This window comes from Pseudomonas sp. VEM90, from assembly GCF_054611535.1.
On sequence record NZ_JBTRAR010000011.1, the window covers coordinates 113,546 to 130,609 of the forward strand.

13 protein-coding genes are annotated in these 17,064 nt (G+C 57.1%); 12 read left to right on the plus strand and 1 reads right to left on the minus strand.

Translation table 11 applies throughout. The features are described 5' to 3' along the window. The first annotated feature begins 11 nt into the window (after positions 1–11). From ACYCCG_RS12870 to ACYCCG_RS12890, 5 genes are all read left to right on the plus strand, one after another. Entirely contained in the window at positions 12–821 is an 810-nt protein-coding gene (locus tag ACYCCG_RS12870) for an amino acid ABC transporter ATP-binding protein (RefSeq protein ID WP_209963321.1), read from the plus strand. Beyond that, a complete protein-coding gene (locus ACYCCG_RS12875; RefSeq protein WP_459670647.1) occupies positions 821–1,462 on the plus strand; it encodes an amino acid ABC transporter permease in 642 nt (213 codons plus the stop codon). The genes ACYCCG_RS12870 and ACYCCG_RS12875 overlap by 1 nt, the downstream gene beginning before the upstream one ends. Next, a complete protein-coding gene (locus tag ACYCCG_RS12880) occupies positions 1,459–2,118 on the plus strand; it encodes an amino acid ABC transporter permease (protein WP_459670649.1) in 660 nt (219 codons plus the stop codon). Before ACYCCG_RS12875 ends, ACYCCG_RS12880 begins: the two co-directional genes overlap by 4 nt. A 57-nt stretch (positions 2,119–2,175) precedes the next feature. After that, positions 2,176–3,009: a substrate-binding periplasmic protein gene (locus ACYCCG_RS12885; RefSeq protein ID WP_004576158.1), complete on the plus strand. Its 834-nt coding sequence runs from the start codon at positions 2,176–2,178 to the stop codon at positions 3,007–3,009. Between the two features lie 152 nt (positions 3,010–3,161). After that, positions 3,162–4,169: an Ldh family oxidoreductase gene (locus ACYCCG_RS12890; RefSeq protein ID WP_459670651.1), complete on the plus strand. Its 1,008-nt coding sequence runs from the start codon at positions 3,162–3,164 to the stop codon at positions 4,167–4,169. A 430-nt stretch (positions 4,170–4,599) separates the two neighbouring features. On the opposite strand, the gene ACYCCG_RS12895 is transcribed toward ACYCCG_RS12890, so the two are convergent. Beyond that, on the minus strand, positions 4,600–5,475 hold the full coding sequence (locus tag ACYCCG_RS12895; RefSeq protein WP_459670652.1) for a WYL domain-containing protein: 876 nt from the start codon (positions 5,473–5,475) through the stop codon (positions 4,600–4,602). Between the two features lie 118 nt (positions 5,476–5,593). Here ACYCCG_RS12895 and ACYCCG_RS12900 point away from each other — a divergent pair, with 118 nt between their 5' ends. The 7 genes from ACYCCG_RS12900 to ACYCCG_RS12930 all read left to right on the plus strand — a co-directional run bounded on the left by ACYCCG_RS12900 (position 5,594) and on the right by ACYCCG_RS12930 (position 17,062). Then, positions 5,594–5,851 carry a hypothetical protein gene (locus tag ACYCCG_RS12900; RefSeq protein WP_459670654.1) on the plus strand — a complete coding sequence of 86 codons (258 nt, stop codon included), beginning with the start codon at positions 5,594–5,596 and terminating at the stop codon, positions 5,849–5,851. Between the two features lie 245 nt (positions 5,852–6,096). Next, positions 6,097–8,517, plus strand: coding sequence for a dynamin family protein (locus ACYCCG_RS12905; protein ID WP_459670655.1), 2,421 nt, complete (start codon positions 6,097–6,099; stop codon positions 8,515–8,517). Continuing rightward, entirely contained in the window at positions 8,514–9,422 is a 909-nt protein-coding gene (locus ACYCCG_RS12910; RefSeq protein WP_459670657.1) for a diguanylate cyclase regulator RdcB family protein, read from the plus strand. Before ACYCCG_RS12905 ends, ACYCCG_RS12910 begins: the two co-directional genes overlap by 4 nt. Further along, positions 9,419–10,498: a patatin-like phospholipase family protein gene (locus tag ACYCCG_RS12915; protein ID WP_459670658.1), complete on the plus strand. Its 1,080-nt coding sequence runs from the start codon at positions 9,419–9,421 to the stop codon at positions 10,496–10,498. The genes ACYCCG_RS12910 and ACYCCG_RS12915 overlap by 4 nt, the downstream gene beginning before the upstream one ends. Before the next feature lie 160 nt (positions 10,499–10,658). Beyond that, the gene (locus ACYCCG_RS12920; protein WP_459670659.1) at positions 10,659–11,786 is read left to right on the plus strand and encodes a hypothetical protein; all 1,128 of its coding nucleotides are present in this window, start codon (positions 10,659–10,661) and stop codon (positions 11,784–11,786) included. Positions 11,787–12,148: 362 nt separating this feature from the next. Beyond that, on the plus strand, positions 12,149–13,630 hold the full coding sequence (locus ACYCCG_RS12925) for a sigma-54 interaction domain-containing protein (protein ID WP_459670705.1): 1,482 nt from the start codon (positions 12,149–12,151) through the stop codon (positions 13,628–13,630). Between the two features lie 51 nt (positions 13,631–13,681). Beyond that, on the plus strand, positions 13,682–17,062 hold the full coding sequence (locus ACYCCG_RS12930) for a type I restriction endonuclease subunit R (protein WP_459670661.1): 3,381 nt from the start codon (positions 13,682–13,684) through the stop codon (positions 17,060–17,062). Positions 17,063–17,064 lie beyond the last annotated feature (2 nt).

The window sequence follows — 17,064 nt, forward strand, 5'->3', positions numbered from 1 at the left end:
GGAGCAAAACCATGAGCAGCATGACTGTGATCGAAACCGCACCCACCTTGGCGCCGCGCTCGGTGACCAGCGCCGAACCGTTCTTGCGCCTGGAGGGCATTCATAAACAGTTTGGCCCTTACCCCGTCTTGCACGACGTGTGTTTTGAAATGAACAAGGGCGAGGTGGTGGCCATTATCGGCCCCAGTGGGTCGGGCAAAAGTACCTTGTTGCGCTGCATCAACCAACTGGAGCCGCCGACCAAGGGGCGGGTCAGCATGGATGGCGTGCACATTGAAGCTGGCAAGGCGTTGCCCCGTACAGAGCTGCTGAAGTTGCGCCGGCGCATTGGCATGGTGTTCCAGTCGTTCAACCTGTTCCCGCATCTGACGGTGCTGCGCAACGTCAGCCTGGCGCAAATCCGCACCTTGGGCCGCAGCGCCAAGGAAGCCGACGCCCGCTCCTTGCAACTGCTCGAACGCGTTGGGCTGGCTGACAAGGCCCAGCATTATCCGGCGCGCTGCTCTGGTGGCCAGCAGCAACGGATCGCCATCGCCCGCGCCCTGGCACTGGACCCTGAGCTGATGCTGTTCGATGAGCCGACCTCGGCGCTGGACCCCGAGCTGGGCCTGGAGGTGCTGGCGGTGATGAAAGAGCTGGCCGGCGAAGGTATGTCGATGATTGTCGTGACTCACGAGATGCACTTCGCCGAAACCGTGTCCGACCGGGTGGTGGTCATGGCTGACGGGCGCATCATCGAACACGGGCCGAGCCAGCGAGTGATGCGCGAGCCCGAGCATGAACGGGTGATCCAGTTCCTTCAGGCAGTGAGGAATCGCTGATGAAAGACATCCTGATGATGCTGTTGAATGGCATACCCTGGACCATTGCCGTTACCGTGCTCGCATTCTGTGTCGGCGTAGTGCTGGGGTTTCCCATCTGTGCCCTGCGCATGTCCAGGTTCAAGATGCTGAGCATTCTGGCTGCCATGCTGGTGCTGATCCTGCGCTCAATCCCCCCGATTGTCTGGCTGTTCTTCATCTTCTTCGGCATCGGTGGCGGCTATATCAGCCTGTCGCCGTTTACCGCAGCGGTGGTTGGCCTGGGGTTGATCACGGCGGCGCACATGTCCGAGGTGTACCGCGGTGCGTTCGCGGCAATTCCCGCCGGCCAGTTCGAAGCCGCCTATGTGCTCAACCTGTCGGCGTCGCAACGGTTTTTCGATGTGGTGTTGCCGCAGTTGGTGCGTATCGCCATTCCCACCTCAGCCACCTACGCCATAGGCCTGCTAAAGGATTCGGCCGTGGCCTCGACGATTGGCGTTGGTGAAATCAGCTTTCAGGCTTACCAGGTTTCACAGCAAACCTTTCAGGGCCTGAGCGTCTACAGCGCGGCGGCGGTGGTGTACCTGGTGCTCAGCGTGCCCGTGGCCTTGTTCTCTCGTTGGCTGTCGGCCACGTTGAAACAGAGGATTGCCCGATGAGCGAACTGCTGACGATGTGGGCGCAATGGTTGCCGGAGTTGTGGAAGGGCTTTGTGCTGTCGATGCAGGTCACGGCCGTGAGCCTGGGCCTGGGCGTTGTGCTGGGGCTGTTGCTGGCACTGGGCGTTTCGGCGCCGAGCCGCTGGTTGCGTTACCCCTCCTTGGTGGTGGTGGAACTGGGGCGTGGCGCACCGGCGTTGATCCTTCTGCAGTATTTCTACTTTGGCCTGCCCAGCGTCAACCTGACCCTGACCTCGTTCTGGGCTGCTGCGCTGGCCATGGCGTACTGCACGGCGGCCTACACCAGTGAAATCATTCGCGGTGGCATCGAGTCGGTGGCCGCAGGGCAAACCGAGGCCGCTGAAGTGATCGGCCTCAACCGGTTCGACGCGCTGCGCTTTGTGATCCTGCCTCAGGCCTTGCGGGTGGCGCTGCCATCGCTGCTGGGGTTCTCGATCATGATGTTCCAGGCCTCGTCGCTGTGTTTCACCATCGCCCTGCCAGAAATTGTCAGCCGGGCGTCCTCCATTGGCTCTTCCACGTTCGAGTACATGCCGGTGCTGATACTGGCCGGTTTGATGTATGCCGCTGTCTGCGCCCCGGCGACCCTGGGTGTGGCAGCGCTGGAAAGAAGACTGGCCCCCAGCCAGCCATAACAACAAATCCACTCGCGCCGATTTCGGCTGCTGCTCTCTTATTGCAAAGGTGACGTCATGACTCGCTCATTCAAGCGTTTTACCCGTTGGATGTTCTTGTGCTCGACCTTGGCCGGCGCCCCGTACGCCTTGGCCGAATGCACCCCCGCGAACCAGTTTGAAACCATCACCCCGGGTGTGCTGACCGTGGCGGCGTATGTCTTCCCGCCTTACTCGATACCGGGGCCGAACAACCAGTTGAGCGGCGTGGACGGCGAGATCATCAAGCGCATCGCCGAGCGCGAATGCCTGAAAGTCAAAACCATGGTGGTGGACACGGCAGCCGTCGTCCAGGCAGTGGTGGCAAAGCGCGCCGATGTCGGCATCGGTGATTGGTATCGCACGGCAGAGCGCAGCAAGGCGTTGGGGTTGTCGGCACCGTTGTACCTGGACGTGATGGGCATCATTTCGGATGAGGGTTACACGAAGATTTCCGAACTGGACGGCAAGCGTATCGGCACCGTGCAAGGCTACCTGTGGGTGGACGATTTGAAGAAAGCCTTTGGCGATAACCTGGTGCTCTACCCGAACCCTGTGGCCATGGCCCAGGACCTGGCGTCCAGGCGCATCCAGGTGGGCGCGGACAGCTTCGCGGTGGCCGTGTCTTCGCAGCAGAAGGGCGGCTACCCCGGCAAGAGCATCAAGGTGTCCGAGCCCGATCAACGGGTCAAGGCCACGCTTGAGCCCGGGCAGAGCGCCTTCCCGTACACCAAGGCCAACGCAGCCCTGGGCGAGGCGCTGGGCAAGAACATCCAGGCCTTGCACGCCTCGGGCGAAATCGCAGAAATCCTCGCCTCGTTTGGCCTGGACCGCGAGGCTGCAAAAGTGGGTGAGCCCAGGATGATTCAGTAAAGACAATCAGATCCCGTAGGAGCGGCTTTAGCCGCGAATGAAGGCACCGCGAGCTTTCAAGAATTACGCGCTACCGTTCATTCGCGGCTAACACCGCCCCTGCAGGTTCTGAGGCTGCGGCACACCTACACTCCGAGAGCACCGAAGCCCCCATGGACGACCACAAACCCGAAAAGCGCCTGTCGCTGACCGATGCCACCACCTTCGCGCGCCAACTCTGCCTGGCCCACGGCACCAGCTACGCCGTGGCCACGGCGCTTGCCAACGCCACCGTATCAGCCCAGGCCCATGGCCAGCACGAACTCGGTTTCGGCCATTTGCCTGACTACCTCAGCGGCTTTGCCACCGGCCGAATCGCCACGGCTGCCGAGCCCATCGTGACCCAGGTCGCGCCGGCCATGATCCGCTGCAACGCGGCCCGAGGCATCGCGCAACTGGGGTTCGATCGCGCCTTCCCAGCGCTGTGCAGCAATGCGCATCAACTGGGTATCGCCCTGTTTGCGCAGTTCAACGCGTTCACCTGCGGCGAGTTGGGCTATTACACCCGTCGGCTGGCGCGCGAGGGCCTGGTCGCGTTGGCGTTCACCAATGGCTCACCGCTGCTCACCGTGGCCGGCCAGAGCCGACCGCTGTACTCCACCAACCCCATCGCATTTGCCGCCGCCAGTGACACGGGGCGGTTACTGGCGATTGACCAAGCTAGCAGCGCCACGGCTTACGTAAACCTGCTGCGGGCCGCTGAAGCGGGGGAGGCGATACCGGCAGGCTGGGCGGTTGATGGGCAAGGCAATGAAACGTGTAGTGCGCGGGAGGCATTGCATGGGACGTTGCTGGCGTTTGGGGGCGGTCGTGGGGCTAATATTGCGTTGATGGTTGAGGTGCTTGCGGCGGGGGTGACGGGGGCCAATTGGTCGCTGGATGCAGGCGATTTTCGTGCTGGGAGCGAATCGCCTGGGGCTGGGATGCTGGTGATTGGTATTGCTCCCAGGTTGCTGGATGAGTGCTTTGCTTCAAGGTTGGACGAGCAGATGGCTCGGCTTGAAGCCTTGGGGGTTTACTTGCCGGGGAAGGGGAAAGAGCAAGCTTATGCTCGTGCGGTCTGTGAGGGGATCAGCTTGCCGGTAGCGGCGTACGATGCGTTTGGGGTGCGGGAGGGATAGTTACACACTTTGCTATGGCGACCGTGCCAGAAAACGCTAAGCGCAGCGGTTACGTTTGAAGAGTCTTTGATGCCTAGCAGGTTGGCGTGTTCGGACGTAGGTGCGCTGCAGCTTGGGCCGGGGTAAGTTGAATTAGCTCAGTAACACATTGATTAATTGAGGTAACTCCGGTTTATATTTTAAGCTGGAATAGCGATTGGAATACTGCGACAAGTATTCCCGGCCTATCGTTGACCAGCTAGGTCGCCCGCTTTCGGGCGACCTCGGTCCAAGCGCTGTCACCGAGCTAAACGACTACGGGATAACAGGTATCACCCCACAATGTGTTCGGGTTATCCAGCATCAGCAGAATAATGACCGGAACTAGCTTGTTGAGCAGGTTGGCGCAGTCACGCAGTTTATTTCGGTTGACGCTGCTGAGATCTAAATTTCAGTACTTCATCAACCACGGCTGCAGTTCCTGGAGGTTACTCACCACCAGTTGCTGGGCCTCGGGAAGTATCGCCATGTTGCGGTGGTCGAAATGGTATCGCTGCAACACATACTTCACCAATGCCCTGCGGCTGGGCACTACCAATTGCCCGTCTGTCATGCCGAAGTCGGTTTCAATGATTGCCTTTTGGGCTTCGTTCAACCGCCCATCAGGCGCGAAGATGACCGGCACTTCGACATTCCAGTCTTCATCCTGTTCGCGCGTATTCGGCGACGCGTCCAGCAAGTCTGGCTGCCCACGCAGGCGGCTAAGGACGAAGTCGCGGTATTGGCCGTTCTTTTCGCAATAGGCCCGCACGTGCCAGCGCATGCCGGTGTAGACCAGCGTGTGCGGGGCGATCAGGCGCACCTCGACATTGGGGGTATTGAAGGACACGTATTCGGTTTCCAGGCGTAGGCCTTCACGGCAGGCCTTGAGCAAGGGGCGCAGTACCTCTGGCCGAATAGGGCGGTCAGGCACTTCCAGTACACGGGTGTGCGCATACGCCAGAGCCAGCCCGTCGATGTGCGGGGCGCGCTCATTGTTCTGATAGAGCAGGTGCAGATAGGCGCTGGCGCTGTTGTCGATGAACAGCGGCTTGAAAAGCTTGCTCGGCACATAGCCCTTGAGCTGCTTGTCATATGTCAAGTTTTTGGGCGCATGCTCGGTGATGTAGGTATTGATGTCCTTGGAGGCCTGCTGGCGACTGATACCAAAGCTCTGTATCAGGTGGCCCGTGGTCAACCGGCCTTCCCACCAGGCAACGGTCTCGATTAAACGATAGCGAAGTGCCAGATCCCAGCGAACCTGTTCGATGGATTGCTTGCGTTTCATACCCTCTCCATGTGCGCGATTACTTTACCTGTATAAGTCTACATTGTGGACGTGTAGTTTTTCATTACATACCTTTCGCAGGTCTTCGAAATACTTCGGGGCAGCAAAGGACATGAGCATGACTATGCCGGAAGTGGTCGCGACAGGCGCATTGGTGGCGATGGGGATCATCCTGCTGGTGCTGATTCAGCAGGGGTTAAAGCTCGGTGAGCTTGGTAAGACGGTGGAGCACTGCCAGAGGGATCTGCGCTGGGTGCAGATTTGGGAGATGGAGTATCGCGAACTACGGTCAGCGTTGCGGGCGGAGCGAGAGCATGTGGTGCAGTTGCGCCGCAAGTTGGAGTTGCTGGAGGCGTTGCTGCCGGTTGAGGAGTGATCAGCGGCAATGGGTTGAGTAGCGTACCGTTCAGGGCGTTTGCATAGCGGGCTGTCGCCATGTCTGGGCTGGCGTGGCCAGGGTTATTCCGTTCTTTGTTTGCTCCACTGGCAATCGTAATTTGAGTTAACAGTAGATTGCCTTCATTTTGATATTATCGGCGTGACGATGATAGGCCGCTTGTCTGCGGTAGGCGTTTTACGGATGACTAGGGGGCCAATGGCGCCTCGCGCAAGGAGTTTTTGATGCAGGAACAATCGATAGATCTGCTACGTGATGAGGCTCGTAGGCTTCTCAGCTTGGAGCTAGGCCTGCTGCATCACGTGCAGGAAGGCGAGGGTGTGCTGTCTGATGATCAGGGTGATGAGCATCAAACCTTCAGCAAAGCGAATGTCACCCAAGAGATTGGTTACCTCGAAGGGGAGCTGGCCAAAGTCGGCGAGTTGAAGATGGTCCTGGCCGTGGTCGGCACCATGAAGGCCGGCAAATCGACCACAATCAATGCCATCGTTGGACATGAAGTGCTGCCAAACCGCAACCGGCCGATGACTGCGTTGCCGACTCTGATCGAGCACACCCCTGGCCAAGTCGAGCCAGTGTTGGAGCTGAAAAACTGCAAGCCGATCAACGACCTCATTGTGCAGCTTGGTAAAGTAATCTCATCTGACCGAGGTGACGCGGCGCTTCAGAATCTGGAGCGTACCGATGACATGCTTGACCTGCTGAAGCTGATTGATCAGCGGGGAAGTTTCAAAGCGCTATATGAGGGGTCGGAAAATATCTTCTGGTTCCTCAAAAGCCTGAACGATTTGGTACGGCTTGCGGCGTTTCTGGGGGTGGACTTCCCCTTTGGCAGTTACTCGAGTATCGACGATTACCCTGTCATCCGCATCGAGTTTTCTCATCTCGGCCACGCCGCGGGTCAGGGTAAATTGGCATTGCTCGATACACCCGGCCCCAATGAGGCGGGCCAGCAGCATCTTCGCAAAATGCTCAAGGAACAGTTGAAGAAGGCTTCGGCTGTGCTGGCTGTCATGGACTTCACACAGCTCAAGTCTGACGCCGATGAGCAGGTGCGAAAGGAGCTGGATGAGATTGCCGATATTGCCGAAGGGCGACTGTTTGCGTTGGTGAACAAGTTCGACCAAAGGGACCGCAACGGCGACAGTGCTGACCAAACACGTACCTTCGTGGCCGAGTCATTGATGAATCGCAGGCTCGATGCAGCAGATGTCTATCCAGTCTCTTCGCGCTGGGGATATTTGGCCAGCCGTGCCCAACAGGAAATTGCCAACCACGGCAAGCTCCCTGAGGCCAATAGAGGCCAAAATGCCTGGGTCGAAGACTTCGGCCAGTTGGTGCTGGGCATGGAATGGGAAGACGCCTTGCAAGATACCGAACTTGTCCAGCGCGGTGCCAGTCATCTTTGGAAAAAATCAAATTTCGCCGAGCCGCTGGAGAAAGTGATTTTCAAGGCCCACCGGCAGGCAGCCGTTATGGCGTTGTCCTCTGCTGCGTCGAAACTGGTTGACACTGCGACCCGCCTTGCACGCTTCCTGGAAGTGCGTGATACCGCGCTGGCCAAGAGCGCCGAAGAACTTCAGGAGCAGATTGGGTCGCTGCGCGATGACATTGCAATGATTGATCGCCTGGAACAGGACAGCGAGGAGTCTTCGCAGAACGCGCTGACGGAAATCAAGTGCGAGATGAGCATGACCTTCACCGAATTGGCGGAGGCTATCAAGCATGAGGTCGGCGAAGGGTTCAAAGCGGGAAAGCGGCAAGAGCAGCAACAAGCCGTCGCCCGAATGCAAGAGCAGCTCGCACCGACCATGGCAGGGCTCCTCAAGGGAGCGTTTAGCACTTGGTTGGGCGGCGAACGGGCTCGTCGCGCGCGCAACGGTTTCGATTTTGAATTCGACGAAGAAAGCCCGGTGATCAATTTCGATAAGCAGTCTGAGGCTGAAGCGCTGCTGAAAAAAATCGAAGATGGGGTGCATAGTATCATTAGCGATGGTGAAGTCGAACTGGTAAGGCGTATGGGTGAAATCCTCAAGGATTTCCGCATCACTTTCGCAGTTGATATCGAAGCCGAAGCCAACAAACTTATCGCGGGCCTGAATGAGCGGCTCAATCGCAGCGGTTTTTCCATCGATGTGAAAATACCTGACACAACCCCGCTGACTCTCAAGTACACCGCTGGCGAGGTTCTGCGTGATTCCGTGGATAGCAAGCACCGTAACGTCACGCGCTCTCGCCGCAGTAAAGGGGCATGGGGCACCATTTGTAGCTGGTTCGGTACCTCTGACTGGGGCTGGGAAGAGTACACGGTCAAGCAGGGCTATTACGCAGTCGATATCAACAAGGTACGCCAAGCCATCGACGCATCGATCGAGCATCTGTTCAAAGACCTGGAGGCCTCTGCTGCGGACACCATCGCTCAGCCGCTCAATGAAGGGCTTCACACCTTCTTCGAGCAACTGAAAGGCAGCATCGAAAGCATTCGAAGCGACTTGCAACAGAGTATTCGCGATCAGGAGCGCAGCCAAGACGAGCAAATTGCATTGGCTGGTTTGCTTTCTAGTTACAAACGCGAGGTCATGCCCATCAAGCGCGACAGCGAGGAGCTGCTGCGAGATGTGAGCCCGGCTGGGGTGCCAGCATGAGCGAAGCGCAAAACGATGAGTTTATTGGCGAAGTGACTCGTCTGTTTACCTGCCTGCCGGAAAAATTCGTGGTGGACTTTGCCAACGGTATCGATGTGGTGCGCGAGCGCCAGAGGCACATGTCGACTCGGACTGGGATGTTCGACCGCCTTTACGATGGGTTTACTGGCAAAGCATCCCAAAACCAGGCGGAAATCAATGCAAGCCTCACCGACGGCGTCGAAGGGGCACTGGAGTGGCTGGTCGACTTGACTCAATCGTTGGCCAAGAGTAACCGCGCGATCTATCAGGTTCAGATGCGGGTGAGTGGAATGAAGCATGATTTAGCTACGGTCGCTAACTATTCAGCTGATACCCGCTATGCATTGGAGCGACTTTCGCAGCACCTTGGCGATCGATGCAGTGCTTTAGAGCTAAATGTTGCGAGAATCGATTGTACACAGCGTGCCCAGTTACACCTTGAGAGTGTTATGGGCAAGTGGGGCGCGGGTCGGTTCGCTGGTCTTAGCCTCACTGGCCGCTGTTATGCGGTGCTGGAAGAGTTGCGCTGGGGGGCATTCGGCGATCATTGCCTAACCATATCTGGTACTGAACGTCAGCAACTGCTGGAGGATCTAGCCAACCGGGCGATCATACAGCTGAGTCGAGATGCTCAGGTGGGGCAAGGGGAGCGCATCGATACCCGAAATCGCTGGCTGGCGAGGCCTTCGCCTGACGGACCAAGGAATGTAAGCGAAGAGACACTTGCTTATCTGGGTGATTGGTCGTGTCCTGATCGTTCGCCAATGACTTACGCAATTTCGCAGGTGCCTGACGAGTTACCCCTCCAAGTGCCTCTGCTGGGTTCTGCCCGGCGTATGACCGAAGGGTTGGTCAATGAATTGTTCTTGGAGACCTCAGCATGAATGCATCCTTGAAAGTGGGCTTGGTGCTGTCGGGTGGAGGAGCGAAAGGTGCATACCAAGTTGGTGTGCTGAAAGCCTTGCGCGAGCTGGGTACTCGCATTGATGCTGTTTCAGGTGCAAGTATCGGAGCACTCAATGGCGGCATTCTTGCGTCAGCGCCTTCGCTGGATGTTGCCATAGAGCGTCTGGAAGAATTGTGGGGGCGTTTGAGTAAAAGCTCCCCTTTGAGTTTGAAAATGCCGGGCTATGTGTCATTGCTGGTAGCTGCAGGATTACGTATGAACGGCGCGCCTGCCATTCTTGCTGCAGCTCATGGCGCCAAGAGGTTAGCCCAGAGCTTTGATGTCGAATTCCCCGAGTGGTTGAATGGCTGGGAAGACGGCTTTCTAGACGACAAGCCGTTGCAGCAACTGATGGATGAGTTTTTGGTCAGCAAAGATCTGCAGCGCGGCCTGCCACTTTACGTTTCTCTCTACGAGAGCTTGGGAGGGCTCGAGGATATAGCGCGTGCTCTTTGTGCTGAACTTGGCTTTGGTGACACGCCACATTCAAAGTTTTTCCATGTCCAGTCGATTGCAGATGAGGAGGAACAGAAACGCATATTGCTGGCCTCGGCGGCGCTTCCGCTGCTTTTCAAATCACGTCGCCATGATGGGCGAAGCTGGTCAGATGGAGGGCAGGGCGGCTGGCAAACCATGCAAGGCAATACGCCGATTACGCCCTTGTTAGAGGCGGGTTGCAACCTGGTTATCGTCACGCATCTAAGTGATGGATCAGTTTGGAGCAGGCAGCGATTCCCTGACGCCACCATTTTGGAGATTCGCCCGAGCAAGAGTTTGGCCCGTGCGAATGGGCCTTTGGCGGGGGCTCGCGACTTGCTAGGATTTGATGGCGAGAAAATTCCATCGTGGATCGAGCAGGGCTATCAGGACACGCTTCAGTGTGTTGGTCGCGTTCTGAATGCACAGAGCGCGCGCAATGAGTTACGCACTTCGGAAGCGGCGCTGGTTAACATTGAGCGTGAGTCCACTAACGCTGATCAAGTGCTTGCAGACGCTATGGCGCGATTGAAGTGAGCGTCGCGGGGGAAGGGTGGTATGCCGAGCCTCTCGCTATTCAAGGCTATCCGTCTATCGACTCTTCCTCCCGACGTTCGAATGCTAGCACTTTGCCGGTGCTGCGGGCATGCTTTGCACAATCTGCTAGCAAGTAGGGCTGACGCAAAGGAGCGCGAGCGTGGGGTTGGAGAAGAAGGTTAGAGAAGCGCAACTGAATGTGCTGATCAAATATGGTGTTCTGGCTGATTTTTCTGGGGTCGAAGAAAGCGTTCTCGACCGTGCGATTAAAGGCAGCGTTCCCGCAGGCGCTGCACAAGATCTCACTTTTGCTGCTTGGCATGATCAGTTGCTTGGGCCGATTGAGCGCGTGCCTGTAGCCCGTTTCCATGGGGACGTTGCTGGGCAAACCCGGTTTTCGAACCTTACTGACGGTGATGGCCTCGCCAAAGCCGTGAAAGCACGTGACAAGCAGGCACAGAACTCACTAAAGGCTGCCCAGGCCGAAATTGCAAAGCTGCAAGCTGAATTGGCTGCGCTTAGACAACGTGCCGCGCTTTGCGAAAATGTATCCGAGGATGCCGGATGGTTGCGCGATTGGTACAGCCTTGTGACACCAGACTTGCATCGTATTCTTTGGGACGTCAAAGAAATACAAGGCGTAATTTTCGACCACCAGGGCAAGCTGAACAGGGACTTCCGACAGCAGCTGGTTGAAATCATTCTCAACGCCCTGGTTGATTTGGAGTTGCGCGGCTTTTACGTTGATGTGGAGCTACGAGATGATTCGCCGCGCAAAGAAAAAGCCCCCACTATCGTATTGCATCGCAGCCAGCCTTCAGGGGAGGAAGCCCGCGAGCGCGAAGGATTCAACTTTACTGTGCCTGGCGTACAGCCCGATGTGCTCCAGGCCGCGAGCGAACTGATATGGCCTCGGCCCGCGCTGCCGCCAGTCGACAGCCAGATACGTTACACCTGCTACGTGAATATAGGCGTTCATCCGCAGGCTTTAGTGGGGGAAGACGACATTTTTCATCTGTCGTGCTTCATGCATAAATTGTTCGAGGCCATGGCTAGGTCTGGAGACCATCGCCCACGTGGAGCCTTGCGCGAGAAAGTGATCCTTTGCTTGCTACTGGCATTTACTGCGCCTTGTATGCCTGCGCGTTTACGCCGTCAGAATTTACCGGGGCTGAAGGAGATATATTTTTCAGATCAAGAAAACCGAGCAGTGCAGGATTCGAAAGATGATAGCAACGTATCGAGCGGGAAAATTGTTGAATACTTGTTGCGTGTTATGCACGCGTAGATCGGCCATTCAGCGTCCTGCAGGCTTGCCGTCAGTTCCGCACATACGGATCAGTGCCGGGGATGGCAGGTAACTACCGTCCCTACCGCGCCCCATTCAGGTCCCATCACAACCTGCCGCGTCTCAGGCTTCGATCGAGCCTCTTAGGGGCGATCTGATATCGCTGCAGCACATATTCCGGGTTATGCATCACCTAGTCGGTTCATTAAGCGGTTCTCAGGATGATCTTCATACCTTTCGTAGCCAGGGCGGTAGCGTGATTGAAACTAACCCGACGATTTACTTTCCGGCATCTTTGCCACAAGGCACAATGCCAGCAAGCCGCGCATCTGGACGCGAGAGGACCTAGGGGATTGGAAGGCGTGTCTACAAAGCAGAAGGTGCTGCTCTGCTGGGTCGGAGGGAACGATCTGAAGGCGTTGTCGGGCAGTGAAACTGGGCCTGTACTGGCGACGCTAAAAGCGCAATCCTTTGATCGCGCGGAACTGCTTTCGTCTTATCCGTCTGAGTTGGTCGAGCCTTATGTCGCCTGGCTCCGTGAGCGGGTCTGTATGCCGGTCACCGTCAGTTATGAGTCACTGACGAACCCTGTACATTTCGGGGATATCTACCAGGCTGCCAATGCGCACCTGACGCGCCTGCACCTGCATTCCAATCACCTTTCCATTCTCCTCAGCCCTGGCACTCCGGCCATGCAGGCTGTGTGGATTCTCCTAGGCAAGACCCGCTACCCGGTGACTTTCTATCAGTCCTCGCTGGAGCAGGGGGTGCAGCAGGTTGATGTGCCATTTGAGATTGCGGCCGAGTATGTGCCGGCCGCTAACTCCATCAGTGCCGATAAGCTGTTGCGCCTCGCCGACAGTCGGGCGCCGGTTGATGCCGCTTTCGCCAGCATCATCACGCAAAGCGAGCGCATGCTGCTGCTTAAATCGCAAGCGCAGGTGCTGGCTCAGAAGCAGGTCCCAGTGTTGCTCTATGGAGAGACAGGCACTGGTAAAGAGTTGTTCGCCAGAGCCATCCATAATGCTGGTCCGCGTTCGTCAGCGCCTTTCATCGCGCTTAATTGCGGGGCTATTCCATCTGAGCTGATCGACTCTACCTTGTTTGGCCATCGTAAAGGCGCTTTCACCGGCGCGGTGGAGAATCGTGCTGGGGTGTTCCAGCAGGCGGATGGCGGAACCCTGTTCCTTGATGAGTTCGGCGAACTGACGGCGGACGCCCAGGTGCGTTTGCTGAGGGTGCTGCAGGATGGAGTGATTACGCCAGTGGGCAGTAGTCAGGAGGTGCGGGTCAATGTACGCCTGATTACGGCTACCCACCGCAATCTCATGCAGTCGGTGGCGGAACGGCGTTTCCGTGAGGATCTGTTTTATCGAGTCGCCGTTGGCGTTTTGCACCTGCCGCCATTACGCGAGCGAGAGGGTGATCTGTTGCTCCTGGCTGACGCCTTGCTTGGGGAGACCGCCAAGCAAGATGACACTCTAGGCGATAAGAAAATTTCCGCAGAGGCAAAGAATCTTATTCTTCGCCATCCTTGGCGCGGTAATGTTCGTGAGTTGCAATCGGTCCTGTTACGTGCAGCGCTGTGGTGCCGGGGCGATTTGATCGAGGCTGGAGACATAGAGCAGGCGCTGTTCCAGATACCTCAAGATGGGCACGCTGAACAGTTTGAGAGATTTTCTCAACCTATTGATTTACAAGGGATAATTGCAAATACCGCAAAGCGCTATCTGCGTCAGGCCCTGAAAGTGACCGGGCACAATAAGACCCGGGCAGCCAGTCTGCTGGGGCTGAAAAGCCAGCAAACGCTGACAAACTGGATGAGCAAGTACGACGTCGAATAGAAACTTGGCACGATCCTCGCTCAGAGGATGGTTATGGACAGAATCGCCTATATGAAATCAGTCAACTTCGAGTTCCTTCGTCCCGGCAACGAGTTGCTGGCAAACCTAGCTGGCCTGGCCGAGGCCGTGATTCATATTGATCCGGGCAGCGCCTTGACGCGCTTGCGCAGTTTTGCCGAGGAGCTGACCAAAGGCATCTACAAGGAAGAACTGCTGCCGCGTATGCCGCAGTCAACCTTTTACGAACTGGTTAAAAACTCGGTGTTCACGGATTGCGTCAGCAAGCCCCTGGTTCACCAGATTAACTTCCTGCGTATCCAGGGCAATGATACCGCTCACGGTGCGGAAGGTGAACTGCGCAATGCGCAGTTGGCACTGAAGACCGCCCATCAACTGGCCATGTACATGGCTATCAAGTACTACGGAACCGCACAGGCTGATATTTCGCCCTTTGCCGAGGTGCAGGACCCGACTGCGACTCTTGCCAGCCTGCAGAAGACTGTCTCCAACTACGAGAGGGAGCTCACTCAGCAGCAGGAAGAGCTACAGCGAGTCATGGATAAGCTGGAGCAGGAGCGCACCCGCAATCTTGATAAGCTGGAGCCGCCTGCTAAGCCGGATCAGCAGCGCCGTCAGCAGCAGAGTCAGAAAGTTGCCGACAGCCTGCAGTGGAACGAAGCCAAGACCCGGGCTCTGCTGATCGATGCCATGCTGGTTCAGGCGGGCTGGGATATCAGTAATCCCTCGCAGGTAGGCCAGGAAGTGGACGTCGACTTTCCCAATAACGTCTCTGGCAAGGGCCGTGCTGACTACGTGCTATGGGGTGACAACGGCCAACCGCTGGCTGTGATCGAGGCCAAGAAATCCGGCAATGTCAGTCTGCAGGCCGGACGCGAACAGGCCCGGATGTATGCCGATGGCTTCGAGCGCATGGGCATGCAGCGCCCGGTGATTTTCTACAGCAACGGCTACGAGACCTTCATCTGGGACGACGCGCAATACAACACCTACCGTCCGGTGTACGGCCTCTACAGCAAAGACAGCCTCGAGTATCTGATCTATCAGCGCCAATACCGCAAAGCGGAGCTGGAGCGTCATAACCCGAATCTGAATATCGCTGACCGCCCTTATCAGATCGAAGCGATCAAGACGGTTGCCGCTAACTTCCAGCAGCAGCGTCGTCGTGCGCTGATCATTCAGGCCACCGGCACTGGTAAGACTCGTGTGTCCATCGCCTTGGCCGAGCTGCTACTGCTCACCGGTTGGGCTAAGCGCGTGCTGTTCCTGTGTGACCGCAAGGAGCTGCGCGTCCAGGCTGATGATGCTTTCAAGCAGAACTTACCCAGCGAGCCGCGCTGCGTGATCGGTGAAACCAACAAGGTCGATCAGACCGCACGTGTCTACATCGCCACCTATCCGGGCATGATGAGCCGCTTCGCCCAGCTTGATGTGGGCTTCTTCGATCTGATCATTGCCGACGAAAGCCACCGTAGCATCTACAACAAGTACCGCGACCTGTTCGACTACTTTGATGCCCTGCAGGTAGGCCTCACCGCCACTCCGGTGAAATTCATCAGCCGCAATACCTTCGACATGTTCGACTGCGAGACGACCGACCCGACCTTCGAGTTCGGTCTCGATGCAGCCATCAACAATGATCCGCCGTACCTGGTGCCGTTCCGCGTTAAGGACCTTACCACCGATTTCCTACGCGACGGCATTCACTACAAAGATCTGAACGAAGAACAGCAACGTCAGCTTGAAGAGGACCTCGGCGAGGAGGAGGCCAAGCGCACCACCATCGCCGGCAGGGACATCGGTCGCAGGATCTTCAGCGAAGACACTGACCGCCTCATTCTGGAAAACTTGATCGACAACGGCATCAAGGATGAGACCGGGTCACTGGTCGGTAAGACCATCGTCTTTGCCCAACGTCAGGACCATGCTGAGCACTTGGAAGAACTCTTCTGCAAGCTCTACCCGCAGTATGGCAGCAAGGTCTGCAAGGTCATCCACAACCAAATCCCGCACGTGGGTACGCTGATCAAAGAATTCAAAAAGCCGGAGAATGACTTCCGCATCGCCATCTCGGTAGACATGCTCGACACCGGCATCGATGTGCCCGAAGTGGTTAACCTAGTATTCGCTAAGCCGGTGAAGTCCTGGGTGAAGTTCTGGCAGATGATCGGTCGCGGCACACGCCTGTGCCCCAATCTGTTTGGTGAGGGCAAGCACAAGAGCGAGTTCCTCATCTTCGATCACTACGGCAACTTTGACTTCTTCGAGCAGGAGTACGAAGAGCCAGAAGACAAGAACGGCAAGTCGCTCCTGCAAACCACCTTCGAAGCGCGTCTGAAGCTGGCGCAGGCGGCTCTCAAACAGAACCATGCCGCCGCTTTTGATACCGCCATTGAACTGCTGCGTGCCGACATCAATGACCTGCCGGAGAGTAGCGTTGCCGTCAAGCGCGAGCTGCGGGCTGTGCACCAATTGCAGCAGGGCGACCAGTTGCAAAAGTTCGACGCCCAGACCCAGCATCTGCTGGCAAATACCATTGCCCCGCTGATGTCGGCTCGTGTGCTGCGCGACAAACATGCCACTGCGCTCGACAAACTGATCGCCGCTATCGAGCGCTGTCTGGTGGAAAACGCCAGTTGTTTCGAGGATGGCAAGATCACCTTGTTGGAAGAGATCGACAAGCTCGCCATCAATATTCAGGCCGTGCGCCAGAAGGATGCCTTGATTACGGAGGTGCGTAGCGCGGACTTCTGGCTCAACGCCAATGTGGACAAGCTGGAACGAGCTCGGCAGGAACTGCGCGGAATCATGAAATATCGCAAGTCGGGTGAGGGAGTGCTCTACAGCACGCCCGGCACTCGCACCGCCGATAGCGGCGTTCAGGTGGCTGAACGTCAGATCAAGATTCCCGGGGCCAACGAGGCGATGATCTACCGGCACCGTCTCAAGGACATCCTCGACGGCATGCTGGCTGCCAACCCGACACTGCAGAAAATCCACAAGGGCGAGCCTATTGCCGAGCAGGAGCTCAACTCGCTCACCTCGACCATCCTCACCACTCACCCAGGCATCAGCCTGCAAGTGCTGAACGAGTTCTATGGCCGCACTGCCAGCGAGCTGCAGTTGACTGTGCGCGAGCTGATAGGCCTGGATGTACAGGCCATTGAGCAGCATTTTGCCCAGTTCCTGCATACCCATCCCAGCCTCACGGCCCAGCAGGTACGCTTCATGAACCTGCTGAAAAGCTACATTGCCCAGCACGGCAGCATCGTCATCGAAAAGCTCTACGACGCACCGTTTTCCAGCATTTCCCACGAAGGCATCGACGGTGTATTTGCCCCCGCCGATGTGGGCGTGCTGGTATCCGTGCTCAAGCCCTTCTTGCGCGGGGACAACCCGCCTACCAGTCACTAGGA

Coding starts and splice junctions, on each gene's coding strand:
- ACYCCG_RS12870 (WP_209963321.1), top strand. CDS start 12: ATGAGCAGCATGACTGTGATCGAAACCGCACCCACCTTGGCGCCGCGC.
- ACYCCG_RS12875 (WP_459670647.1), top strand. CDS start 821: ATGAAAGACATCCTGATGATGCTGTTGAATGGCATACCCTGGACCATT.
- ACYCCG_RS12880 (WP_459670649.1), top strand. CDS start 1,459: ATGAGCGAACTGCTGACGATGTGGGCGCAATGGTTGCCGGAGTTGTGG.
- ACYCCG_RS12885 (WP_004576158.1), top strand. CDS start 2,176: ATGACTCGCTCATTCAAGCGTTTTACCCGTTGGATGTTCTTGTGCTCG.
- ACYCCG_RS12890 (WP_459670651.1), top strand. CDS start 3,162: ATGGACGACCACAAACCCGAAAAGCGCCTGTCGCTGACCGATGCCACC.
- ACYCCG_RS12895 (WP_459670652.1), bottom strand. CDS start 5,475: ATGAAACGCAAGCAATCCATCGAACAGGTTCGCTGGGATCTGGCACTT.
- ACYCCG_RS12900 (WP_459670654.1), top strand. CDS start 5,594: ATGACTATGCCGGAAGTGGTCGCGACAGGCGCATTGGTGGCGATGGGG.
- ACYCCG_RS12905 (WP_459670655.1), top strand. CDS start 6,097: ATGCAGGAACAATCGATAGATCTGCTACGTGATGAGGCTCGTAGGCTT.
- ACYCCG_RS12910 (WP_459670657.1), top strand. CDS start 8,514: ATGAGCGAAGCGCAAAACGATGAGTTTATTGGCGAAGTGACTCGTCTG.
- ACYCCG_RS12915 (WP_459670658.1), top strand. CDS start 9,419: ATGAATGCATCCTTGAAAGTGGGCTTGGTGCTGTCGGGTGGAGGAGCG.
- ACYCCG_RS12930 (WP_459670661.1), top strand. CDS start 13,682: ATGAAATCAGTCAACTTCGAGTTCCTTCGTCCCGGCAACGAGTTGCTG.